The organism is Lentzea cavernae (assembly GCF_014653695.1).
In the GTDB taxonomy this organism is placed as follows: Bacteria; Actinomycetota; Actinomycetes; order Mycobacteriales; family Pseudonocardiaceae; genus Lentzea; species Lentzea cavernae.
Genome location: NZ_BNAR01000001.1, coordinates 460,709 through 483,566 on the forward strand (window position 1 = coordinate 460,709; position 22,858 = coordinate 483,566).

Consider the following 22,858-nt stretch of genomic DNA (forward strand, 5'->3'; position numbering starts at 1 on the left):
TCCCCCGATGATCGGCGGAACGGTAACAACGACCTGGCGTTATACGCACCCGATACGCGGAAATACGGTGCTTTCCCGACTGTTCGCGCTGTGCGAACCATCCATGTCTCGCTATCGTTGCGCAGCGCGTTGCTGGCGGAGAAGATCTCGTCCCGCCTCGCTGCCGCGCCCTGGGCCGTTCCGGGCGCGCCCGCCGACGTGCTCGTCACCGACTCCGGCGCCGCCGCCGGCCCGGGGACCGTCGCGGTGCTGTCGTCGTTCGAGGCCGTGGACGGCCTGGTGCGGCTCGGCGTGACCGGGCTCGTGCTCGCCGACGACCCGCCGGACGACATCGTGCGGGCGGTCCACGACGTGCACCGGTACGGCGGCTGGGTGTCGCCCCGGCTGGTGTCGTCGCTGCTGCCCGATCCCCCGCCGGCGTCGCTGACCGTCCGCGAGCGAGAGACGTTGCGGCTGGTCGCCGAGGGACGGGAGAACGCGGAGATCGCCGCGGCCATGTTCATCACGGTGAGCGCGGTGAAGTACCACGTGTCGAACCTGCTGCGGAAGTTCGGCTGCCGCGACCGCACACAACTGGTCTCGCGACTAGGGCGTCCGCTGCCCGTGCGTTCCTAGCGTGCTGACCATGAGAATCCTCGTTGCCGCCCTGATCTCGTTCGGGGTTCTGATAGGCGTCGTCAGCCCCGCCCAGGCGGCGCTGCCGTCGTGGCCGAACGTCAAGGAGGGCCAGAACGGCGCGAACGTGCTGACGGCCCAGCACCTGCTGCGCCACCGCGGCTACAACATCAGCGCCGACGGCGACTTCGGCCCGGCCACCGAGGCGGCGGTCAAGCAGTTCCAGAGCGCCAACGGCCTGTCCGCCGACGGCCAGATCGGCCCGAACACCTGGCCGAAGCTGGTCGTCAGCGTCAAGCAGGGCAACAACAGCAACGCCGTCCGCGCCGCCCAGGTCCAGCTCAACCGCTACGGCTACGGCCTGGACGAGGACGGCGACTTCGGCGGCGGCACCCACAGCGCCGCCGTGGCGTTCCAGAAGTCGAAGAGCCTGTCCGCGGACGGCATCGTCGGCCCGAACACCTGGCAGACCCTCGTCGGCGGCTCGGGCTCCGGCGGCGGTGGCGGCGGCACCTACAGCCTGCCGCTGGCCAAGAGCGCCCTGCCGCGCAGCGAGTACGACGACCCGCACCACGACTACCCCGCCATCGACCTGCCGGTGAACAGCAAGCCGGCGTACGCCATGGTCACCGGCACCGCCTACCGCATCAACGAGCCCAACGGCTGCGGCAACGGCCTGCGGATCGTCAAGAGCGGCGTCGACTACATCTACTGCCACTTCTCGTCGTGGTCGGTCTCGAACGGCACCTCCGTCAAGGCCGGCGACCGCGTCGGCACGACCGGCAACACCGGCAACTCGACCGGTCCGCACCTGCACATCGCGATCAAGATCAGCGGGACGTCCTACTGCCCGCAGAACTTCCTGCTCGCCCTGTACGACGGCCGCACGCCTCCGGCGCCGTCGTCGCTGCCCCGCACGGGTTGCTTCTACTGAGGCGCTTTTGGCGAACGTTGGTGGCGGCTCGGAGCCTGACGGCTTCCGGGTCGCCACCTCGGCGTTTCCACGCTGACCTGTGTTCGCCGCCGGTCTGGCAGACGGCTGGGTGGCTCGGCTTGGTTGTGTCGTGAGCGTGAGCGTGAGCGGCGAGCGTGAGCGGCGAGCGGTGAGCGGTGAGCGACCACACAGATCGTTCCGGAAACACTTCAGGCCCCGTGCCCGTTGTAGAGGGTGTCGGTGCGATCCGTGTCCCCCGGGCCTCACCTCATCGCCTTCGCGGAAGACCGTTCGGCTGGTACCGCGTAGAGCCACTCGCCGAGAGGCGACCGATCGCACCGACTTCTCGAACTCGCCCTCAGGCCGTCACTCTCCCCCGACAGACGGCCTGAGGGCGTCCAGGTCGGCGCGGACCTCTCCTGCCGCGCCGACCCCCTGATCCCGAACCTTGTTTCATGACATGGAATTCCGCGTTGACCGATCACCTCTTACCCGCCGATTCCCTTGAATCAAAAGGAAATCAGCAACCCGGCCAGTGAGTCAGCACACAGGGTCCCTTGGAACACAACGGATGCCCGCGCCGTTGAACAGGACAGTCGGTGCGGATCGAGTCCCCGGGCCCCAACAGAACAGCCTTCGCGGAATACCGTTCCAGCTGGAGCCGCGTCGTGCACACCGCCGAGAGGCGACCGCCGCACCGACCACAAGCCCCGCCCTCGAGCCCGCCATCCCCCCAGGCTGCTCGAGGGCCTTCCGCCGGCGGATCCACCCTCGCTCCTCCCCCAGGGAGAGAGGGAAGCACGCGGGTCCGCCGGCCGCACCCTCAAGTCGCCGACCCCTCAGCGGCTTGAGGGTCCACAACCTCGTAATCGCGGCCGGGTTCGGTCGTTGCTCTGCGGCAGAACAGAAGCTGGGTTCCCGGAGCCCCACCGCAACGCCTTCGTGGGGCACCGCTTCACCCGAAGCGCGCCGCCTGGAGGCGGCCACAAGCTTCGCCGGTCAGCTCCTCGGCTGCTTGCGGGTCTCAGCTCGCAAGCCCGGCCGAGTTCGCAAGTTCCCTTGCGACGGAACCGGAACAGCACCCCGGCCGGTGAGTCAGCACACAGATTCCCCTGGAACACAACGGAACCCCACGCTGTTGAACAAGACAGTCGGTGCGGAACGAGTCCCCGGGCCCCACCACAACGCCTTCGCGGAACACCGCTTCAGCAGGAACCGCGCAGTGCCCACCGCCGAGAGGCGACCGCCGCACCGACTACCAGCTCCGCCCCCGAACCATCGGCCCCAACCGATTCGAGGGCGTTCCGCCCCCAGGCTGCCGTCCTCCCCCAGGCAGCGTGGGGGCTTTCCACGTTCCGGGGTCAGGCGGGCCCGGCAGCGTAGGGGCTCTCCACCTTCCGGGTCAGGCGACCCCGGCAGCGCGAGAGCTTCCCACCTTGCAGGGCCAAGGAAGCCCGGCAGCGCGGGAGCCTCCCACCTTCCGGACGGTCAGGCGATTCCGGCGGCGATCAGCTTCGTCCAGATCTCGCCCTGGTCCACCACCTCGACGCCGAGCTTCTCGGCCTTCGTCAGCTTGTTCGCGCCGACGCCCTCGCCCGTGATGAGGAGGTCGGTGGTGGCGGAGACGGAGGAGGCGGCGGTGGCGCCGGCTCGTTCGCACATCTTTTGGAAGGTCGGGCGGGCGACCTTCTCGCCGGAGCGCGGGTCGCTGATGGAGCCTGTGATCACGACCGACTTGCCCTCCAGGGGTGCGCCGGCTACGACGACCGGGGGCAGGTCCTCCTCGCGGACCTCGAGGGAGACGCCGCGTTCGCGGAGGCGTTCGATCTCGGGGCGCAGGCGGGTGAGGTGCTGGATGAGGGACTCGGCGACCTTCTGGCCGATGTCCTCCACCGCCACGAGCTTCTCGACGCCCGCGTCGGCGACCTCTTCGAGGGAGCCGAAGCCCGCGCGGCACAGGCGGGCGGCGGTGCCTTCGGAGGCCATCGGGATCGAGAGGCCGATCAGGGCGCGGCGCAGGCCCACGGAGCGGCTGCGGTCGATGGACTCGATCATGCGGGTCGCGGAGACCTCGCCGACGCGGTCGAACTCGAGCAGGCGTTCCTTGGTGAGGGTGTAGAAGTCGGACGGGTTCACCAGGTCGCCCGTCTCGGCTAGGCGTTCGATCCACACCTGGCCGATGGCGTCGATGTCGGCCGCGGCTCGGGAGGACCAGTGGATCAGTCGGCGCACGGTCTGGGCCGGGCAGACGGCGTTGGTGCAGAACAGTTCGCGGCTGTTGCCCTGCTCGGTCAGCGGTTGCCCGCAGGACGGGCACTCCGACGGCGGGACGATCTCCTGCTCGGTGCCGGTGCGCTTCGACTCGTCGAGGACGCCCGCGACGAACGGGATCACGTCGCCCGCGCGGCGGACCAGGACCGTGTCGCCGATCTTGATGTTCTTCGAGCGGATGACCTCCTGGTTCGCGAGCGTCGCCCGCGTGACCGTGGTGCCGCCGACGAACACGGGCTCGAGCCACGCGACGGGGGCGATCTTGCCCGTCTTGCCCACGTCCCAGACGACGTCCTTCAGCACCGTCGTCTTCTCCTCGGCCGCGAACTTGTACGCGATCGCGCCGCGCGGGGACGACGAACGGGTGCCCGCGGCGGCGAACGCGTCGCGGTTCGCCAGGCGCAGCACGGCGCCGTCGAGGTCGTAGTCGAGCGAGTTGCGCGCCTGCTCGATGCCGCCGATCAGCTCCTGGGCCTCGGCGGCGGTCGTGCAGTGCTTCATCTCGGCGACGCTGAAGCCGAGCTTGCGCAGGCCCGCGTCGAGGTCGGCGTCGGCGGTCTCCGGATCGGTCGTCAGGTCGAACGCGAAGAACTGCATGCGCCGGCCCTCGACCGCCTTCGGGTCCTTGGCGCGCAACGTGCCCGCGGCCGCGTTGCGGGGGTTGATCAACGGCTTGTCCGCGTGGGCCGCGTTGTACTTGTCGAACGTGGAGCGCAGCATCACGCACTCGCCGCGCACCTCGACGCGGCCCGGTGCGGCGACCTTGTCCGGCACGCCGTCGCACAGCGCACGCGTGAGGAACGTGACGTCGTCGCCCGTCGTGCCGTCGCCACGGGTGACAGCGCGCGCCAGCCGCCCGTTTTCGTACACCAGTGCGAGAGAGAGGCCGTCGAGCTTCGGCATGACGACCACGGGCTGGCCGGGGAACCGCGAGAAGAAGGACTCGACCTGCTCGGGCTTGTTCGCCTTCTCGAGCGAGAGCATCGGCCGTGAGTGCCGCACCGGCGCGTGCAGCACCGACGGCGCGCCCACGTGGTCCAGAGGGTTGTCCTCCGGCGCGAGCTCCGGGTGCTCCGCGACCAGGGCGCGGAACTCGTCCTCGATCGCGTCGTACTCCGCGTCCGCCACCAGCGGCTCGCCCTGGTAGTACGCGTCGCGCAGCTCCACGATCCGCGCGGCGAGCTCCTGAATCCGTTCCCCAGCACTCATGGACGGGACGTTACCCGGCACCCCTGACAATTCCGCGCAGCCGCGATCGAGCACCGCTCAAGCCGTGTGCCGCACGAGGGCGTCGACGAACTCGGGCCACACCGGACGGGGCAGGTCGTGCCCGACCGAGTCCAGCACGAGCAGCGACGCACCGGGCACCGCGTCACGCAGCGCTTCCCCGTGCGCCAGTGGAAAGACCGGATCGAGCGAACCGTGTACCACCAAAGTGGGCGCCACGACGTCACCGAACCCGCCGTCACGCGGAGCGTCGAACTCGATGCGGAAGTGGTTGGTCATCGCGGACTCCAGGTTCACCGTCCGCGCCACGTCCTGCACGGCCAACCGGCGCACGTGCTCCTCGTCGAAGTAGGGCGAAGAACCCGCATACGCCCGTAGCACCGACACGATGCTCTCCACATCGGACGAAGACTCCACGGCCGACGCCTCCAGGAACGCCTCGGTCATCTGGGGCAGGTCCGGGTCACCGGTCGTGGTCGCCACGAACGTCAGCGACGCCACCCGGTCCGCGTGCTCCACGCCCAGGGCCAGGGCGATCGCCCCGCTCATGGACCGCCCGACCACGTGCGCCCGTGCCACGCCCAACGCGTCGAGGATCCCCACGGCGTCCAGCACCATGTCCGACAGCGCGTACCCCGGCTGCCCCGGCGGATAGCTCTCCGACAGCCCGGTGTCACGGTTGTCGTAACGAACAACGAACCGGCCGCGCGCCGCGAGAGCCGTGCACAACTCCGTCTCCCACCACAACATGGACGCGCACGCGCCGTGGATCAACAGCACAGCGGGATCCGAGGGCGACCCGAACGTCTCGAAGCACAGCTCCACTCCGTTAATGCGCATCACCGCACCGCCGGTCCGTCGCGCAGCACGCCGCGCACGTGATCCACCGAGAGAGACGCGGGGTCGAACGCCGTCAGACACCATGTCGCCCCAGCAGAGGCGTACGGCGTGACGTCCGAACCGGGCTCGACCTCGCAGACGTGGTCGAACGGTCCGTCACCGGTGCGCAGGGCCTCCACCTGCCCCACGGCGTCAGCGAACTCGCCGGCCGAGGACAGGTTCACCGGGAAGAAGCCGTCCAGACGGGCGGCCCGGCGCATCGGGCGCGGGTTACCGGGGAACCCGGCCGCCCACACCGGTACTCCAGGGCGTTGCACGGGCCGTGGCAGGAAAGTCACACCGTCCACTGTGTAGTGCTCACCGCGGTGGTGCACAGCTTTCCCGGACCACGCCGCCCGCAGGACCTCCAGCGACTCGTCCAGCATCCGCCCGCGAACCCGGTCGTCGCACTCCTCCCCGGTCCGTGAGAACTCGCCGGCGAACCGGTCGCTCCCCAGTCCCACCCCGAGCACGAGCCGCCCACCTCCGAGCAGGTCCAGCGACGCGGTCTCGCGAGCCAGCTTCACCGGCCGCCGCCGGGTGATGGCCGAGACCATCGGCCCGAACCGCAACACCGAGGTGGCCGACGCGACCGCGGCCAGGGTGATCCACGGATCGGCCACGTGCGTGATCGGCTCACGCCACCGGACGTGGTCCCAGACGAAGAGCCCGTGCCAGCCCGCCTCCTCCGCCTCGGCGGCGAGCCGGGCCACGAGCACCGGATCGGCGAGCGCGTCGAACAACGGCAACCACAGTGCACATCGCAGTTTCATGACGTCAACGCTAAGAACACGCAAGCATCAACAAAAGCGATAGATTCTGCTCAATACGACAAGCGACGCTTATCATTGAAGCCGTGATGGACCTCCGCCACCTGGCCACTCTCGACGCCGTGGCCTCCGAGGGCACGTTCGGCCGGGCAGCCGAGCGCCTCGGCTACACGCAGTCGGCCGTGAGCCAGCAGGTCGCCGCGCTGGAGAGGTCGGTGGGCGGTGCCGTGTTCGACCGCCCTGGCGGCCCCAGACCCGTCCGCCTCACGCCGCTGGGTGAGGTCGTGCTCGCCCACGGACGCGAGATGCTCGCTCGCGCCCGAGCCACCGAGGACGCCGTCGAACGCTTCAAAGCAGGCGAGGGACGCGTCGACATCGGCACTTTCCAGAGCGTCACCAACGTCATCCTCCCGGCGGTGGTGAGCCAGATCCTCACCGAACACCCGCGCGCGGACATCCGCCTGTTCGAGGAGGAGACGGACCAGCCCAGCGCCGACGGCCTCGACCTGGTCTTCTTCGACGGCCGCCTCACCGGCGACGTCGAGCAGACCAAGATCCTCGACGACCCGTACGCGCTGGTCGCCCGCCGCGGCCAGTTCCCGGAGGGCCCCGTCCCGCTCCAGGCCCTGCACGGCGCCGCCATGGTCGCCCAGCCGCCCATCTGCGACCAGGCCAGGGTCGAACGCGTCTACGCCGACGCCGGGGTCGCCCCGCTGATCGTGTTCCGCACGGCCGACAACCGCGGCGTGATCTCGATGGTCCGCGCCGGCATGGGACTGGCCGTGATGCCCCGGCTGGCGCTGGACGCGCTCACAGACCTCTCCACCCACGAACTCGAACCGGCGCTGAGCCCGCGGGAGATCTACCTGGCGTGGCAGGCGAACCGCACGCTGTCCCCACTGGCCACCCGCGTCATCGAACTGGCCGTCAGCAGCGCGGAACGGCTCTAGTCGCGCGGCCCGCGCAACGTCAGCACCACGCGCAGCACGTGCTCGACGGCCGCCGGGAACACCGCTCCCCGCAGCTCGTCGCGGTGCACCAGGGTCTGCCCGGCGAACTCGACCATGCGCTCCGGCCCGACCCGCCGGACGACGAGCGCGGCGACCTCCTCCAGGTCGAGCGCGGGGTTGTCGAGGCGGGCCAGCGCGAACTCGACGATCAGCTCCTCGTCGCTCATCCGAGCACCTCCTCCCCCACTCGTCGAATTCTTCCACCGATACAGGTCGAAAACATGTGCTGGACCAATGATCCGGCCCACCCCACGCTGTCTCCCATGACGTTCACGCGGCCAGGAGCCCGCAGCTGGCGATGTCCGCCCGCGCCGACCGAGGTGCGGGACTTCCACGCCCGGCTGCCCGGCTACGCGCCCACCCCGCTGACGGAGCTGCCGGCTCTCGCCGCGGAGCTCGGGATCGGCCGCCTGTTCGTCAAGGACGAATCCTCCCGGCTCGGCCTGCCCGCTTTCAAGGCTCTGGGCGCGTCCTGGGCCGTTCACCGCGTTCTGCGGCACCGGACGGGCCAGGTCACGCTCACCACGGCGACCGACGGCAACCACGGCCGGGCGGTGGCCCGCATGGCGCGGCTGCACGGTCAGCGGGCCCACATCTTCGTCCCGCACACCGTGCCCGCGGCGGCGATCGAGGCGGTCCGGGCCGAGAACGCCGAGGTCACGGTGGTCGACGGCACGTACGACGACGCGGTCGCCGCGGCCGCGGAGGCCGGCGGGGTCCTCGTGCAGGACATGGGCCGGCCCGGCTACGAGGAGGTCCCGGAGTGGATCGTGGAGGGCTACAGCACGCTCTGCCACGAGATCGACGACCAACTCGACGCCGAACCCGACCTGGTGGTCGTCCCGGTCGGCGTCGGCTCGTTCGCCCAGGCCGTGATCACCCACTACCGCAGCCGTGAGTCCCGCACGCGACTCCTCGCCGTCGAACCCGACAGCGCCGCGTGCGTCCTCACGAGCCTGGAGGCGGGCGAACTCACGACCGTCCCCACGGGCGACACGATCATGGCCGGACTGAACTGCGGCACCCCGTCCTCCACCTCGTGGCCGTTCCTGTTCCACGGCCTGGACGCCGCCGTGGCGATCTCCGAAGCCGACTGCACCAAGGCGATGGAAGAACTGCACGCCTACAACGTCCCCTCCGGACCGTGCGGCGCCGCACCTCTCGCAGGTCTGCGCGCCATCCGGAACGAACTCGGCGAAATCGCCACCGCAGTGCTCATCAGCACCGAAGGACGCCCGTGAACCCACGTGACCTGCTGGCCGACCTGATCTCCATCGACTCGGTCAACCCCGACCTCGTCCCCGGCGGCAACGGCGAACGCCAGATCACCGGCTTCTGCGCCGACTGGTTCCGCGCCCGCGGCTTCGAGGTCCACCGCCTCGAGGAACGCCCCGGCAGACCGTCGCTCGTCGCCGTCAGGAAGGGCACGGGCGGCGGGAAGTCGTTGATGCTCAACGGCCACGTCGACACGGTGGGACTGGCGGGCTACGACGGCGACCCGCTAGCGCCGGTGGTCGAGGACGGCAAGATGTACGGCCGCGGCACGTTCGACATGAAAGGCGGCATCGCGGCCATGATAGTGGCCGCGGCCCGCGCCACCGAACGCCCGCTGCGTGGCGACGTCATCGTCGCGTGCGTGGCCGACGAGGAGCACGGCAGCTTCGGCACCGAAGAGGTGCTCCGCCACTTCACCGCCGACGCCGCCATCGTCACCGAACCCAGCCACCTCGAGGTCACGCTGGCGCACAAGGGTTTCGTATGGTTCGAGGTCGAGATCGGGGGCAGAGCGGCCCACGGCTCACGGCCGGAGCTCGGCATCGATGCGATCGCCAAGGCCGGCCACTTCCTCGTGGCTCTGGAACAGCTCGGCACCGACCTCGCGAACGGTCCGGGGCACCCCCTGCTCGGCACCGGCACCGTCCACGCGTCCCTGATCAGCGGCGGCGAGGAAGCCTCCACCTACCCGTCGGCCTGCAAGATCACCCTCGAACGCCGCACGGTCCCCGGCGAGTCCCCGCAGCAGGCGGAGGACGAGCTGCGGGCCGTCCTGGACCACCTCACCGCGACGGTCCCGGACTTCCGCGCCACGCTCACCCGAGGCCTGGCCAGGGACCCGTTCGAGGCCGATCCGGACGCGGAGATCGTCCGCACCCTCATCGGCCACCTCGGCGCACCACCCGTCATCCGCGCCGAGCCGTTCTGGACCGACTGCGCCCTGCTGGACCGGGCCGGCATCCCCTGCCTGCTGTTCGGCGTCGACGGCGCGGGTGCCCACGCGGCCACCGAGTACGTCGACCTGGCCTCGCTGGACCGCCTCACGGACGTCCTGACCGGGACGATCCGGGAGTTCTGCGGCTAGGTCGCCTCATCACGGGTTCCTCGACGTAACGCCAGCTCAGCGCCGCCGCCACGACCGTGAGCACCGCCGCGACCGGCCCGGCGGCGGTACCCAGCTCTGGCCGCAGCCACAGCGTCAGCGGGTAGTTCCACAGGTAGGCGCCGTAGGACAGGGTGCCGAGCACGACCAGCGGCCGGATCGGCGTCGCCACCTGCTCCCACCTCGACCAGACCAGCAGCAGCACGGCGGTGCAGGCCGCGATCGCCGGGCCCGCGACGAGGTAGGTCAGCGCGTGACCCCGCAGCGGGACCACCGAGAGCACCGCGAGCACCGCCAACGCGACGGGTACGGCCCAGCGCGGTGCGTCGGTCAGCTTGAGCCTGGTCGCGGCGCCGATCACGAAGCACACGAACCACGAGGTCGGCAGCGCGTAGGCGTTGTCGGCGTTCGGCCACAGCCAGACGAGCGCCGCCGTGCAGGCCGCGAGCGCGCCCAGTGCCGTGACGACCAGGACGGCGCCGGTCCGGTCGCGCACCCACGCGAACGCGAGGAGCGCCGGCCACAGCAGGTAGAACTGCTCCTCGGTGGCGAGGGTCCAGCCGTGGAACGCCGCCGGGCTCACGCCGCTGATCGGCAGGTTGCCCGTGAACGTCACCAGGACGATCACGGTCCTGAGCAGCTTTTCTCTTTCCCTCAAAGGGTCGAACACGAGCGTGACGACCGCGAAGACCACCACGAGCGCGAGCAACGCGGGCAGCAGCCTGCGCGCCCGGCGCAGGTAGAACCGCTTGAAGTCGACGCGTCCCCCCGCCTGCAGCTCCCTCTGCAGGACACCGGTGATCAGGTAGCCGCTCAGGGTGAAGAACACGACCACGCCGACCACGCCCGCACCGGGGAACACGTCCGGGAACGCGTGGCGCAGCATCACGAGCAGGATCGCGATGCCGCGCAACACGTCCAGCCCGGCGACGCGCGTCACCGCATCGCTCCCCGCACGAGCTTGTCGAGGAGGTCCGGATAGGACAGTCCGGCGGCCGCGAACATCTTGGGCACCTGCGACTCCGCCGTCATGCCCGGCATGGTGTTGACCTCGTTGAGCACGAAACCGTCGTCGGTCAGGAAGAAGTCGACCCTGGCCAGCCCGCGGCAGCCGAGTGCCTCGTAGACCTTCAACGCCGAGTCCTCCAGCGCCTTCAGCTCGGTGCCGGCCAGCGGGGCCGGGACGACGAACCGCGCGCTGCCGTCGTACTTCACGGTCGTGTCGAAGAGTCCGGGCACCTGGATCTCCAGCGGCGGCCCGGTCCTGCGGCCCTCGTCCGGGTCGTCCAGCACGGCGATGTCGATCTCGCGCCCGTTCAGGACCTCTTCGACCAGCACCCGGTCGTCCAGCTCCAAGGCTTGGCGCACAGCGGGTTCGAGGTCCTCCTCGCGCCGCACGAGCGTCACCCCGAAGCTCGACCCCGCGGCCACCGGCTTCACCACGACCGGACCGGTGAAGTCCGCGGTGGACGTGACCAGTGCCCCCTTCGCCGTGCGGACCCCGACCGCCTCGGCGACGAGCTTGGTGGCCCACTTGTCCATCGCGAGCGCCCCGGCCCGCAGCGGCGATCCCACGTACGGCACGCCCGCCAGTTCGCACAGGCCCGCCAGCGTGCCGTCCTCCCCCTGCGGACCGTGGACCAGCGGAAACACGACGTCGCAGGTCGCGAGCACGTCGAGCGCGGCGGCGAGGCTGCCGGACGCGAGCGCGCCGAGTTCCGGCCCGTGCCACCGGCCGTCGCGGCCGATCGTGAGCGCCACCGCCTCGTACTTCGACGGGTCGAGCGCCTGGCGCACCGAGGCCGCCGACGCCACGGAGACGTCGTGCTCGCAGTTCTGGCCGCCGCCGATCACGGCGACGCGGATCCCCCTCATCGAACGCACCTGCGCACCCTCGCCCCGATTCCCGTCACGATCTCGTGCGGGATCGTTCCCGCCCAGCGAGCCCAGTCCCCCACGGTCGGCTCGCCGTCGTCCCCCGGCCCGAACACCACCGCCTCGTCCCCCGGCACCACGACGTCGTCCCCCACGTCGACCACGGCCTGGTCCATCGAGATCACCCCGGCGACCGGCCGGCGACGTCCCGCCAGCCACACCTCCGCCCGTCCCGAAGCGCCGCGCGGCAAGCCGTCCGCGTACCCCACCGGCAGCAACGCCAGCGTCGTCGCCCGTTCGGTGACGTGCGCGTGCCCGTACCCGATGCCGGTCCCCGCGGCGACCCTCCGCACCTGCACCACCGGTGCCGTCCACCGCAACGCGGGGCGCAGCCGGGTGGTCCCGGACGGGTCGATCCCCACCAGCCCGGCCCCGATCCGAACGACGTCCAGGTGGGTGCCGGGATCGGTCAGCGCGGCGCTCGTGGCCGCGAGGTGGCGCACCGAGGGCTTGAGACCTGCCTGGCGCGCCATCTCGACCCCTCGCAGCAGCGCCCGTGTGCCCGACTCGTTCGCTCCCGGCGTGTCGGCACACGGCAGATGTCCCATCACGCCGACGACCGAGACCCTCCCCGCCAGTTCGGCCCGGCGTGCCGCCGACATCAGCGACAGCCACGACTCCGGCGCCGCCCCGTCCCGCGCCATTCCCGTGTCCAGCTGCAGGTGCACGCGGACCCCGGAGTGCAACGCGGCGAGGTGGTCCAGACTCGGCACGCTCAGGTCGATCCCGCACCGGACGGCCGTGCGCACGTCCACGTCGACGGGGTTGAGCCAGCTGAGCACGGGAACGTCCACACCGGACTCCCGCACCCGCACGGCCTCGTCCAGCGACGTGACCCCGACCCGGGTGGCACCCGCGGCCACCGCCGTGCGGGCGACGTCACCGAGCCCGTGCCCGAACCCGTCCGCCTTCACCACCGCCATGACGGCGCCGCGGGCCCACGAGACGAACCGGCTCGTGTTGGCGGCGACCGCGGCGAGGTCGACCGTGAGCTCCGGTACCGCCGAGACCTGGCGGACGCTCGTCACGAGCGCGCCCACGCAGGCACCTCCACCGGTCCGTAGACGGCGTGGTCGGCGCCGGTCAGCAAAGCCCAGTAGCGGTCGCCGTAGGACCAGTGCCACCACTCGGTCGGGTAGTTGATCAGGCCGGCGGCGCTGAGCGCGCCGGCCAGCACCGTCCGGTTGTGGCGGGCCTCCTCGTCGACCGGCGCGCCGAAGAAGCACGTGCCGTCGCTCTCCTCGGGAGTCGCGTCGACCTCCGTCCCCATCCACAGCTCCGCGCCCGAGCTCGTGACCAGCGTCAGGTCGACGGCCGCTCCCGCGACGTGCGGCGCGACGGCCAGCGGCGCCACGAACCGGCTGGACAACCGGGCGAGCTCGACGGCGTCCGCGGCGGGGTGGAGCTCCTGCAGCTCGGCCGTGTACCGCTCGATGATCGCGCTCTGGTCGGCGGTGCTGCGGTGCCCCTCGACCACCCGCAGGTCCACACCGGACGGAAGCAGCGCACGTGCCACGTCGAGGCGACGCGAGAGCCCCTCCCGCACCCACACGCCCGGCGCGAAGTCCAACGGCACCAAAGGATCTCCGTTGTCGAGCACGCGAACGGCGCGCACGATCGGATCGGCTAGCAGGATGGTCATGCAGCCAACCTAGGAAGCCGTGTCCACTGCGGACTCCTCCTCGCGGTCACGCCCGCACGCCGAACGGCCGGTTCGGTGCCGCGGGCCTCAGCCGTTCGGACGAGGGGCGCACACGCCGCGGAAATTCGGCAGACTGGAACCGTGACCCGACTGAGGACGACCTGACGTGCACACCGCCGGCCTGGTGCTGCACCCGCAACGAGACTCCGCCGCCGCCGTCGAGGCAGTCCTCGGCTGGGCGACCAACCGCGGTGTCGAGATCCTCGGCATCAACGACGAGATCCAGCGCCTGCGCTGCGAGGCCACCCCGGTCACCGCGGAGGAGCTGGGCCGCCGCGCCGACCTGGTCGTGAGCCTCGGCGGCGACGGCACGATGCTGCGCGCCATGCGCCTGGCCGACGGCGAACGGGCCCCGGTGCTCGGCGTCAACCTGGGCAGACTCGGTTTCCTGGCCGAGGTCGACGTGCCCGACCTGCCCGCCGCCCTGTCCGCGATCGACGCCCACGACTTCACCGTCGAACCCCGCCTCGCCGTCGACGCCCGGTTCAACGGCCAGGAGGTCACCGCGTTCAACGACGTCGCCGTGGTCCGCGTCCCCGGCGAGGGCGGCGCGCGGGTGGCCGTCCGCGTGGCCGGCCAGCCGTTCGTCAGCTACTCCGCCGACGCCGTCATCGTCGCCACCCCCACCGGTTCCACCGCGTACAGCTTCTCCGCGGGCGGCCCGATCACCAGCCCGTCCGTCGAGGCCCTGCTCGTCACCCCGGCCGCCCCGCACTCCGCCTACAGCCGCGGCGTCGTGCTGTCGGTCGACGACGACGTCGAACTGGACCTGCTGCCCTCCAGCGGCCGCCTCGCGGTCGAGGTGGACGGCCAGGTCGCGGGGTACGTCGAACCGGGCCAGCGGGTGTCGTTGCGCGGCCGGTCCGCCGCCGCACGGGTGGTGCGGCTCGGGAAGACGACGTTCTACCAGCGGGCGCGGCGCAAGCTGCGGCTCACGGACTCCGCCGAACTGGGTTGACGCGGGTCTGCCCGTTTGTTCGGATGTCGGCTCCGACAACGGCTGGGGGCCGATGGACATGGAACTGAACAGACGCAGTGTGTTCGCGTTGGGCGCGGGCGCCGCGCTCGCCGCGGGCACCGGAACCGCGCGAGCCGGGAGGTCGCCCGAACAAGACCTCCCGGGCTTCCGCCACGGCTACACGCAGGTCAACGGCGTGCGGCTGCACCACGTCACCGGCGGCAGGGGCAAGCCGCTCGTGCTGCTGGCGGGGTGGCCGCAGACCTGGTGGGCGTACCACCGGATCATGCCCGCGCTGGCCACGAGGTTCCGGGTCATCGCCGTCGACCTACGAGGCCAGGGCTCCTCGGAGAAGCCGCGCGGCGGCTTCGACAAGAAGACGATGGCGACCGACGTCCACGAGCTGGTGAAGCGGCTCGGCCACACCAAGGTCGACGTCGTCGGACACGACATCGGCGCCATGACGGCCTTCGCGTTCGCCGCGAACTTCCCCGAGGCCACCGGAAAGGTGGCGTTCCTGGACGTGCTGCACCCGGACGAGAGCTTCTACCAGCTCCCGCTGCTGCCACCGCCCGGCGGCTTCACGCCGTGGTGGTTCGCGTTCAACCAGGTCCAGCAACTTCCGGAGCAGTTGCTCGCCGGCCGGTTCCGGCACCTGCTCGACTGGCTGTTCGCCAACACCGCCTTCACGCCGTCCGCCATCGACGAGAAGTCGCGGCGGATCTACGCCGGCGCCTACGACACCCCGGACGCCATTCGCGCCGGGAACGGCTGGTACCAGGCGTTCCACCAGGACATCGCGGACGGCAAGACCTACGCCAAGCTGACGCCTCCGGTGCTGGGGCTGGCGTCGGTGCTGTCCCACGACCAGTTCCTGGGGGCGCTGCCGAACGTGGCGGAGCGGTTCGAGGTCGTACGCGTTGACGGGTCCGGGCACTGGCTCACCGAGGAGCAGCCGGACGTCGTCGCCCGCGAGATCACCCGCTTCTTCAGCTGACCGGCCGCACCCGGCCCGACGGGATGAACGTCGCGACCACGACTGCCAGCAACGCGGTCGCGGCGCCCAGGCCCATGATGAGCTGAAAGCTGAACGGCGCGCCCACCTGCGTGAGCACGACTCCCGCGACGGCGCTCGACACCGACGTGCCGATGGCGCGCATCAGCGTGTTGAGGCTGTTGGCGGCGGCCGTCTCCGAGGTCGGCACGGCGCCCATGATGAGGGCGGGCATCGCGCCGTAGCCCAGGCCGATGCCGGCGCCGATCACGGCCGAGACGATCACGAGCTGCCAGATCGCGGTCAGCATGAAGACGCCGGCGCCGTAGCCGATGGCGACGACGAGTGCGCCCAGGATCAGCGTGATGCGGGGGCCGCGGGCGTTCGAGATGCGCGCGGACACCGGTGCCGTCGCCATCATGACCAGGCCGGACGGCACCAGCACGAGGCCCGTGACGAGCAACGACTGCCCGAGGCCGTGGCCCGTCGAGACCGGGAGCTGCAGGACCTGCGGCAGCACCAGCGACTGCGCGAACAGGGCGAACGCGAACGACACCGACGCGATGTTCGTCAGCAGCACCTGGCGGCGTGCTGTGGTGCGCAGGTCGACCAGCGGCTGTGCGGACCTCAGCTCCCACCAGCCCCACAGGCCGAGCACGACGGCCGTCACCACGAACAGGCCCGTAACGGCGCTCCCGCTCCACTCGGACGCCTTCGACACCCCGAGCAGCAGGCAGATCAGGGCGATCGACAGTCCGACGGCGCCGAGCACGTCGAACCGCCCGCCGCTGCGCACCGGTGACTCAGGCACCCAGACCAGCACCGCCACCAGTGCCAGCAAACCCGCTGCCGCCGACACCCAGAACAGCATGTGCCAGTCGCTCTGCTCGACCAGGATGGCCGCGGCGGGCAGACCGAGCGCGCCGCCGACGCCGAGGGAGGCGCTCATCAGCGCGGTCGCGCCGGCCAGGCGTTCGCGGGGCAGCTCGTCGCGCATGATGCTGATGCCGAGGGGGATGACGCCGACGGCCATGCCCTGCACCACGCGTCCCACGATGAGCGGCACCAGCGAGTAGCTCAGCGCTCCGATGACCGAGCCGACGACGACCATCGCCAGGCTGACCAGGAGCATGCGGCGCTTGCCGTACATGTCGCCGAGGCGGCCGATCACGGGTGTCGCGACCGCGCTGGCCAGCAGCGTCGAGGTGATCACCCAGGTGGTGTCGCCCGGTGACGAGCCCAGCAGCGCGGGGAACCTCGGCAGGAGGGGGATGACGAGGGTCTGCATCAGCGAGACGACGATGCCGCCCATCGCGAGCACGGCCACGACGACGTTCGGTCGCGTCACCGGACGCGTTTCTTCGAGGAGCACGACACCGAGTCTAAGTCAGTCACTTGACTTAGAATGGAGCGCCCAGACGATGTCCGTGATGTCTGGAACGGCTCCCGGTGGAAGATGGTGACGTGATGAGCAAGGTCGACAACCCGTCCAGGACGGAACGCGCCCACGCCACCCGCGAGCTGATCCTGACCGCCGCGGAGCGCCTGTTCGCCGAGCACGGGGTCGTGGCCGTCTCGAACCGCCAGGTCAGCGAGGCGGCCGGGCAGGGCAACAACACGGCCGTCGGGTACCACTTCGGCACCAAGGCCGACCTCGTCAGGGCCATCGCGCGCAAGCACCTCGCGCAGGTCGAGGAGATCCGGCAGCGGATGGTCTCCGAGCTCGGCCCCGCCCCGGACCTGCGCGGCTGGCTCAGCTGCCTCGTGCGCCCGGTCGTCGAGCACCTGGACGCGGTCGGCAGCCCCACGTGGTTCGCGCGGTTCGGCGCGCAGGTCATGACCGACCCGACGTTGCGGCCGATCATCATCGAGGAGACGCGGTCGTCGCCGTCGCAGGTGCGGATCCTGGCCGGGCTGAACGCGTGCCTGACCGACCTGCCCGACGACGTGCGGGCCGAACGGCACGACATGGCCCGCCAGCTGCTCGTGCACATGATCGCCGAACGCGAGCGGGCCCTCGCCGAGAACACGCCGACCCCGCGCGCGAGCTGGCACGACGCCGCGACCGGCCTGGTCGACGCCCTCGCGGGGCTGTGGCAGGCGCCCGTCAGCCCGTGAGCGCGTAGAACCGGATCGCCGAGTTCGGCTCGAACCCGATCCGCGGGTAGACCGGCGCTCCGGCGACGGTGGCGTGCAATGTCGCACGGGTGATCCCGGTGGCCCGCCATCCCTCGTGCAACGCCTTGCGCGTCACGGCCTCGCCGTACCCGCGGCGCTCCCACGCGGGATCGGTCGCGACCAGCACCACGAACAGCCGGCCGGCCGTCTCCACCGTCGCCGCGCACGTCACCGGCACGCCGTCACGAAGACCGAGGTACGCGTGCACCCCGCTCTTCCACAGCGCCGAACCGGCGATGCCGTCACGTCCGGCGTCCGGCTCGAACCCGTAGGCGCGGGAGTTGAGGTCCGCGTACGCCAGCAGCTGCTCGTCGGTCGTCACCCGCTCGAACGTCAGCTCCGGGTGCGCGGGCTCCCCGATCGGCAGCAGGTCGCCCGCCATCCCGGTGCCGGGAAACGAGTACTCGAACCCGGCACGGGCGGCGAGCGCGTCGAGGTCGGCGTCCGGAACCAGGTCCTCGAACACCCACAGGAAGCCGAACTGTTCTTTCTCGCGCACCACGTCCGCCGCCTCGGCGAACCGCCGCGCGAGCAGGTCGGCGCCGATCCCGGGCTCGGTCAGCGTGACGCAGTTCCAGAAGGGGAAACGGCAGTCGGCCCACCGCACCGCGATGCCGGGCAGGTCGCGCACGTCGGCGTCCGGGTCCCGGTCCAGCACCATGGCGCGCCAGCCCTCGGTGAGCTGCTCCACGGACTCCGCAGTCAAGTCGATCATGAGCCGAGCCTAGCGGCGGGCCAGGGGCCTGTGTCGAAGTCTGGTCCGATGAGAGTCGCGCTTGAGGTGGTTCCTGGTGGTGCGGCCGGACGGCCCGCGTACCGGGTCGGACTTCGACACAGGCCCCTAATCGGCGGTGTTCTCCCGCAGCCGTCGCAGCATCAGCGCCAGGTGCAGCCGGAAACGGCCGTGCGCCTCGTCGAGACCGAACCCGAGCACCGACTCGGCGCGCGCCAGCCGGGCGGTCATCGTGCTGTGGTGGCGGTGCAGGACCGTGGCGGCCTTGCGCAGCGAACCGGTGGCGCACACCGCGTCCAGCATCGTGATCATGCCCGGCTCCCCCGCGAGCCGGTCGAGCGCGCGCACGTCCGGCAGCGCCGAGACGTCGGCGGAGGTGAGGCGTTCGGCGAGGAGCCCGAGGCCGCCGAGCTTCTCCCACCACACCACCGGCTCACCGTCCGATGTGTATCGCAGCGCCGTTCGCGCGCCCTGCCACGACCTCGCCGCGTCGATCGCGGGCAGCAGCGGGCCGACGCCGAGCCGCCCGGCCGTCTCCGGCACCTCGGTGCTCAGCGCCGCCCGCACGTTCCCCAGCACCACCGACCGCCCCGGCAGCTGCCCTGTCGACGCCAGCACGCGGATGGGCGCGGTGGCGGCGATGCCGAGCAGGTGCAGGGCGCGGGAACGTTCCGCCGTGCCAACGCTTTCGGACAGGACGAGCTCGATGAGCGCGGGATCGCCCAGTTCCGGCAACGGCACGCTGGAGTGCTCCAGCAGCACGGCGGCGGCGATCGCGAACCGTTCGAGCAGCATGTCGTCGAGCGGCACGGGCGCGCCCTCCCGTGCGACCCAGACCTCCACGCCGCCTTCCAGCGCGCGCACCGAGGCCCGCGCGGGCACCGGGCCCGCCGTGACGGCGCCCCCGGCGTCGGCGCGCAGCGACAGGCCCTGTCCGGGCGCGCACAGGCCGACCGGGCACCCGGCGAGTTCGGACGTGCTGCGCACCAACGCGTCGAGGCCCGCGCGCTCGGTGATCAGGCGATCGAAGAACCCGATCACCCTCACCGCGCTCTCGGCGTCGGCGTCCAGCCCGGACAACCTCAGCAGCAGGCCTCTCATCTTGACACCATAGCCCCGACAGGTGGCTGGTCCGAGGGCCGAATCGCCCGCCACCTGTCGGCTGCCCGCACCGCCGCCCCGAGCCGAGGATTGAGTTCATGAGCTACGACATCGATCCCGAAGTGCTGCCCTGGCTCGACATGCTGCCGCAGTTCGACATGACCTCCAACGAGGCCGTGACGTTCGCCCGCTCCCAGCAGTCGGAGCTGGCCCACCTCATGCCGGTCTACGAACCCGTCAACCAGATCGACGTGCGCGACGAGGTGGCCCCCGGTCCGTCCGGAGCCCCCGACGTCCCGGTGCGCGTCTACCGCCGTGCCGGTTCCCAGGGCGCGGTGCCGGGCCTGGTGTACATCCACGGCGGCGGGTTCATCGTGGGCAGCGTCGAGATGTTCGACGCGCAGGCCCTGAAGATCGTGGACGAGCTCGACGTCGTGATCGTGTCGGTGGACTACCGGCTGGCGCCCGAGCACCCGTTCCCCGCCCCGGTCGAGGACTGCTACGCGGCCCTGCAGTGGACGGCGGCCAAGGCCGGCGAGCTCGGCATCGACCCCGCGCGCCTCGGCGTCGGCGGGGAGAGCGCGGGCGGTGGGCTCGCCGCCGCGACCGTGCTGCTCGCACGCGACCGCAGCGGCCCCGAGCTCGTCTTCCAGTACCTCGGCATCCCCGAGTTGGACGACCGGCTCGACACCGAATCCATGCGGGACTACGTCGACACCCCGCTGTGGAACCGCCCCAACGCGATCTACAGCTGGACCGCCTACCTGGGCGCCGAACCGGGTGGCGACGACGTCTCCCCCTACGCCGCCCCCGCCCGCGCCACCGACCTGTCCGGGCTTCCGCCGGCCTTCGTGACGGTGTGCCAGTACGACCCGTTGCGCGACGAGGGCATCGAGTACGCCCGGCGTCTCGCGCACGCCGGGGTGGCGACGGAGCTGCGCCTGTACCCCGGCACGTTCCACGGCACGGCGCTGATCGAAAGCGCGTCGATCTCGCGGCGGATGTTCGCCGACGAGATCGACGCGCTGCGCCGTGGCCTGAAGGTCACGGAGTCCCCGTGACCGAACTTCCCGACTTCGTGACGTAGTAGGTGACGGTGGCGCCGCTCCAGTAGTGGAACGTCAGCGTCACCCGCGCGTTGTCGTTGACCTCGGCGAAGAACTCCGGGGTCAGCGTCGTCGCGCCGGTGGTGTAGTTCGGCGCGAACGCCTTGTCGAACTCCTTGTAGGACGTCCAGCTGTGCGGGCCCGCGTTCGACCCGTCCGCGTACTTCGCCTCCATCGTGGCGAGCAGGTCGCCGCGGAAGGTCGTCGGGATCGAGAACGCGCTCGTCGTGCCGGTCGCGTTCGCGAGCACCGGGGTGTCGTGGGTGATCAGGTTGATCCGCCACGGCACTCCGGCGGAGAAGTGGGCCGTCAGCACGGCGTTCGTGCCGTAGTCGCGCGACCCGCTCAGCCTGGTGATCGCGGAGGCGGTCAGGGTGAGCTGGTCGCCCGAAACCGTGTAGTCGGTGCCGCGCACCAGTTCCGTCGTGCCCTGGCGCAGGCCGCTGAACGTGGTTCCGCTGGTGTTCAACGTGATCGTCTTGGCGGTCACGGCACTGGAGCGGGCGCTGAAGACCTGGTCGGTCGACGCCGTGCCGGAACGGGTGGACCAGCTCGACTTGATCTGCGCGATCAGCTCGGGGTCGCTCCACTGGAAGGACGTGCGGCCGAGGTGCTGGCCGTTGTCCCAGAGCATCGTGGTGATCTTCTTGGTGCGCGCGTAGTACCCGAGGTGCTCGAAGAACTTCAGCTTCTCGCCCTGCTCGATCGTGCCGGTGTGCCGGTCGAACCCGAGCAGGCCGTACTCGCCGAGCACCACGGGGACGCCGCGGGCGACGAACGTGTTGTACACGCGGTCGAACGAGTCGGTCAGGTCCTTCTGCGCCGTGGCGTCGTAGCGCGTGCCGCCGGCGACGTTCACGCTGAACGGCCAGTAGCCGTAGTAGTGGAAGGTCGCGATCAGGTTCGGGTCGCCGAACCCGCGGATCGACGTCGCCAGCTCGTCGAGCCGGGCCTGGTCGGACGACGTGTGCAGGGTGGGCAGCACGAGCAGCCGGCTGGCGTTGTTGCCGCCCGAGCGCCGCACGATGTCGCGGAACGACGCGTTCAGCTCGTGCAGCAGCTGCGCGTTCTGGGCGTCGCCCGAGCTGCCGGTGAACTGCGGCTCGTTGACGCTCTCGAAGACGAGCTTGCCGGGCGAGTCCTTGAAGGCGGCGGCGAGCTGCGTCCAGATCGCGTTGTAGCGCGTGAGCACACCGGTCCGGTTCGACGGCATGGCCGAGATCCACTGCCACGAGTCGTGGTGAATGTTGATCATCACGTGGAAGCCGTCCGCGAGCGCCCAGCCCACGACCTCCTTGACGCGGCTGAGGTACGCGGCCTCGATGGTGTGGTCCGCCGCCTGGTGCTGGCCCCACGTGACGGGGATGCGGATGCTCTTGAAGCCCTGCGCCTTCACGTTGTCCAGCAAGGCCTCGGTGACGCGCGGGTTGCCCCACGACGTCTCGTCGCTGCCGGTCGCGTCCAGCGTGTTGCCGAGGTTCCAGCCGGGCTGCATCGCCGCGACCTGCGCCATCGCGTCGCCCGGCACCGGATTTCCAGTCGTGGTGGTAGTGGTGGTCGTCGTCGGAGGTGTGCCGGGCTCACCGGTGCACGTGACACCGTTGAGCGCGAACGACTGCGGCGCGGTGTTCGTGCCGGACCAGCTGCCGTTGAAGCCGAACGAGACCTTGGCGTTCGGCTCGATCACCGCGTTGTAACCCGCGTTGGCGGCGGTGACCTGGGCGCCCGACGAGGTGACGGTGGCGTTCCACGCCTGGGTCACCTGTTGCCCGGACGGCCAGGTCCAGGTCAGCCTCCAGCCGTCGACGCGCTCACCGAGGTTGGTCACGGACACGTTCGCGGTGAAGCCGTTCTGCCACTGGCTGGGCACCGCGTAGTCCACCTTGCAGCCCGGCGCCGCGGCGGCCGGTGCCACGACCGCCAGTCCGACGCTCGCGGCCACCGAGACGAAAGCCGCCGCCAGTGCGGCGACACGCCTTCCGGTCATGACACACCTCCAGAATCTGGGAGCGTTCCCAGACCCGGGGACTGTAACCAGGCACCCGGAAGGCGGACAGGCTCGCCGTCG

21 protein-coding genes are annotated in these 22,858 nt (G+C 70.9%); 9 read left to right on the forward strand and 12 right to left on the reverse strand.

Features of this window, described 5'->3' with window-relative positions; all coding sequences use genetic code 11:
* The first annotated feature begins 90 nt into the window (after positions 1 to 90).
* Positions 91 to 615, forward strand: coding sequence for a helix-turn-helix transcriptional regulator (locus IE307_RS02145; RefSeq protein ID WP_191295720.1), 525 nt, complete (start codon positions 91 to 93; stop codon positions 613 to 615).
* 10 nt (positions 616 to 625) lie between these two features.
* A complete protein-coding gene (locus IE307_RS02150) occupies positions 626 to 1,549 on the forward strand; it encodes a peptidoglycan-binding protein (RefSeq protein WP_191295721.1) in 924 nt (307 codons plus the stop codon).
* 1,488 nt (positions 1,550 to 3,037) lie between these two features.
* On the opposite strand, the gene ligA is transcribed toward IE307_RS02150, so the two are convergent.
* Genes ligA through IE307_RS02165 form a run of 3 tightly spaced genes read right to left on the reverse strand, consistent with a single transcriptional unit; the run spans position 3,038 to position 6,699 of the window.
* Positions 3,038 to 5,029 (reverse strand): NAD-dependent DNA ligase LigA, encoded by a 1,992-nt coding sequence (gene ligA, locus IE307_RS02155; RefSeq protein WP_191295722.1) that lies wholly within the window; start codon positions 5,027 to 5,029, stop codon positions 3,038 to 3,040.
* A 57-nt stretch (positions 5,030 to 5,086) separates the two neighbouring features.
* A complete protein-coding gene (locus tag IE307_RS02160; protein WP_229904297.1) occupies positions 5,087 to 5,887 on the reverse strand; it encodes an alpha/beta fold hydrolase in 801 nt (266 codons plus the stop codon).
* Positions 5,887 to 6,699: an LLM class flavin-dependent oxidoreductase gene (locus IE307_RS02165; RefSeq protein ID WP_191295724.1), complete on the reverse strand. Its 813-nt coding sequence runs from the start codon at positions 6,697 to 6,699 to the stop codon at positions 5,887 to 5,889. Before IE307_RS02165 ends, IE307_RS02160 begins: the two co-directional genes overlap by 1 nt.
* Before the next feature lie 86 nt (positions 6,700 to 6,785).
* On the opposite strand from IE307_RS02165, the gene IE307_RS02170 reads away from it, so the two are divergent.
* Positions 6,786 to 7,646: a LysR family transcriptional regulator gene (locus tag IE307_RS02170; protein WP_191296449.1), complete on the forward strand. Its 861-nt coding sequence runs from the start codon at positions 6,786 to 6,788 to the stop codon at positions 7,644 to 7,646.
* Here the strand turns inward: IE307_RS02170 and IE307_RS02175 are convergent.
* A complete protein-coding gene (locus IE307_RS02175; RefSeq protein ID WP_089920220.1) occupies positions 7,643 to 7,873 on the reverse strand; it encodes a hypothetical protein in 231 nt (76 codons plus the stop codon). The two genes, IE307_RS02170 and IE307_RS02175, sit on opposite strands and share 4 nt — an antisense overlap.
* A gap of 96 nt (positions 7,874 to 7,969) precedes the next feature.
* Between IE307_RS02175 and IE307_RS02180 the strand changes: the two genes are divergently transcribed.
* Positions 7,970 to 8,947, forward strand: a complete 978-nt coding sequence (locus IE307_RS02180) for a pyridoxal-phosphate dependent enzyme (RefSeq protein ID WP_229904298.1) — start codon at positions 7,970 to 7,972, stop codon at positions 8,945 to 8,947.
* Complete coding sequence (locus IE307_RS02185) at positions 8,944 to 10,065, forward strand: ArgE/DapE family deacylase (protein WP_191295726.1); 1,122 nt, start codon at positions 8,944 to 8,946, stop codon at positions 10,063 to 10,065. Before IE307_RS02180 ends, IE307_RS02185 begins: the two co-directional genes overlap by 4 nt.
* On the opposite strand, the gene IE307_RS02190 is transcribed toward IE307_RS02185, so the two are convergent.
* The 4 genes from IE307_RS02190 to IE307_RS02205 are packed head-to-tail and all read right to left on the reverse strand — an operon-like array spanning position 10,022 to position 13,660.
* Positions 10,022 to 11,023 (reverse strand): acyltransferase family protein, encoded by a 1,002-nt coding sequence (locus tag IE307_RS02190; protein ID WP_229904299.1) that lies wholly within the window; start codon positions 11,021 to 11,023, stop codon positions 10,022 to 10,024. The genes IE307_RS02185 and IE307_RS02190 overlap by 44 nt on opposite strands.
* A complete protein-coding gene (locus IE307_RS02195; RefSeq protein WP_191295727.1) occupies positions 11,020 to 11,958 on the reverse strand; it encodes a D-alanine--D-alanine ligase family protein in 939 nt (312 codons plus the stop codon). Before IE307_RS02195 ends, IE307_RS02190 begins: the two co-directional genes overlap by 4 nt.
* Positions 11,955 to 13,058, reverse strand: coding sequence for an alanine racemase (alr, locus tag IE307_RS02200; RefSeq protein ID WP_229904300.1), 1,104 nt, complete (start codon positions 13,056 to 13,058; stop codon positions 11,955 to 11,957). The genes IE307_RS02195 and alr overlap by 4 nt, the downstream gene beginning before the upstream one ends.
* A complete protein-coding gene (locus tag IE307_RS02205) occupies positions 13,043 to 13,660 on the reverse strand; it encodes a M15 family metallopeptidase (RefSeq protein ID WP_191295728.1) in 618 nt (205 codons plus the stop codon). Before IE307_RS02205 ends, alr begins: the two co-directional genes overlap by 16 nt.
* Before the next feature lie 166 nt (positions 13,661 to 13,826).
* On the opposite strand from IE307_RS02205, the gene IE307_RS02210 reads away from it, so the two are divergent.
* The gene (locus IE307_RS02210; protein WP_191295729.1) at positions 13,827 to 14,678 is read left to right on the forward strand and encodes an NAD(+)/NADH kinase; all 852 of its coding nucleotides are present in this window, start codon (positions 13,827 to 13,829) and stop codon (positions 14,676 to 14,678) included.
* 58 nt (positions 14,679 to 14,736) lie between these two features.
* Positions 14,737 to 15,675: an alpha/beta fold hydrolase gene (locus tag IE307_RS02215; protein ID WP_191295730.1), complete on the forward strand. Its 939-nt coding sequence runs from the start codon at positions 14,737 to 14,739 to the stop codon at positions 15,673 to 15,675.
* Here IE307_RS02215 and IE307_RS02220 read toward each other — a convergent pair.
* Positions 15,668 to 16,984 (reverse strand): MFS transporter, encoded by a 1,317-nt coding sequence (locus IE307_RS02220; RefSeq protein ID WP_191296452.1) that lies wholly within the window; start codon positions 16,982 to 16,984, stop codon positions 15,668 to 15,670. The two genes, IE307_RS02215 and IE307_RS02220, sit on opposite strands and share 8 nt — an antisense overlap.
* A gap of 155 nt (positions 16,985 to 17,139) precedes the next feature.
* On the opposite strand from IE307_RS02220, the gene IE307_RS02225 reads away from it, so the two are divergent.
* Positions 17,140 to 17,790, forward strand: a complete 651-nt coding sequence (locus tag IE307_RS02225; protein WP_191295731.1) for a TetR/AcrR family transcriptional regulator — start codon at positions 17,140 to 17,142, stop codon at positions 17,788 to 17,790.
* On the opposite strand, the gene IE307_RS02230 is transcribed toward IE307_RS02225, so the two are convergent.
* Both IE307_RS02230 and IE307_RS02235 read right to left on the reverse strand, forming a co-directional pair.
* A complete protein-coding gene (locus IE307_RS02230; protein WP_191295732.1) occupies positions 17,780 to 18,565 on the reverse strand; it encodes a GNAT family N-acetyltransferase in 786 nt (261 codons plus the stop codon). The genes IE307_RS02225 and IE307_RS02230 overlap by 11 nt on opposite strands.
* Before the next feature lie 126 nt (positions 18,566 to 18,691).
* Positions 18,692 to 19,684, reverse strand: a complete 993-nt coding sequence (locus tag IE307_RS02235) for a helix-turn-helix domain-containing protein (protein ID WP_191295733.1) — start codon at positions 19,682 to 19,684, stop codon at positions 18,692 to 18,694.
* A 98-nt stretch (positions 19,685 to 19,782) separates the two neighbouring features.
* Between IE307_RS02235 and IE307_RS02240 the strand changes: the two genes are divergently transcribed.
* Positions 19,783 to 20,745 (forward strand): alpha/beta hydrolase, encoded by a 963-nt coding sequence (locus tag IE307_RS02240; protein ID WP_191295734.1) that lies wholly within the window; start codon positions 19,783 to 19,785, stop codon positions 20,743 to 20,745.
* Here IE307_RS02240 and IE307_RS02245 read toward each other — a convergent pair.
* A complete protein-coding gene (locus IE307_RS02245) occupies positions 20,729 to 22,777 on the reverse strand; it encodes a cellulase family glycosylhydrolase (RefSeq protein WP_191295735.1) in 2,049 nt (682 codons plus the stop codon). The genes IE307_RS02240 and IE307_RS02245 overlap by 17 nt on opposite strands.
* Between the last annotated feature and the right edge of the window lie 81 nt (positions 22,778 to 22,858).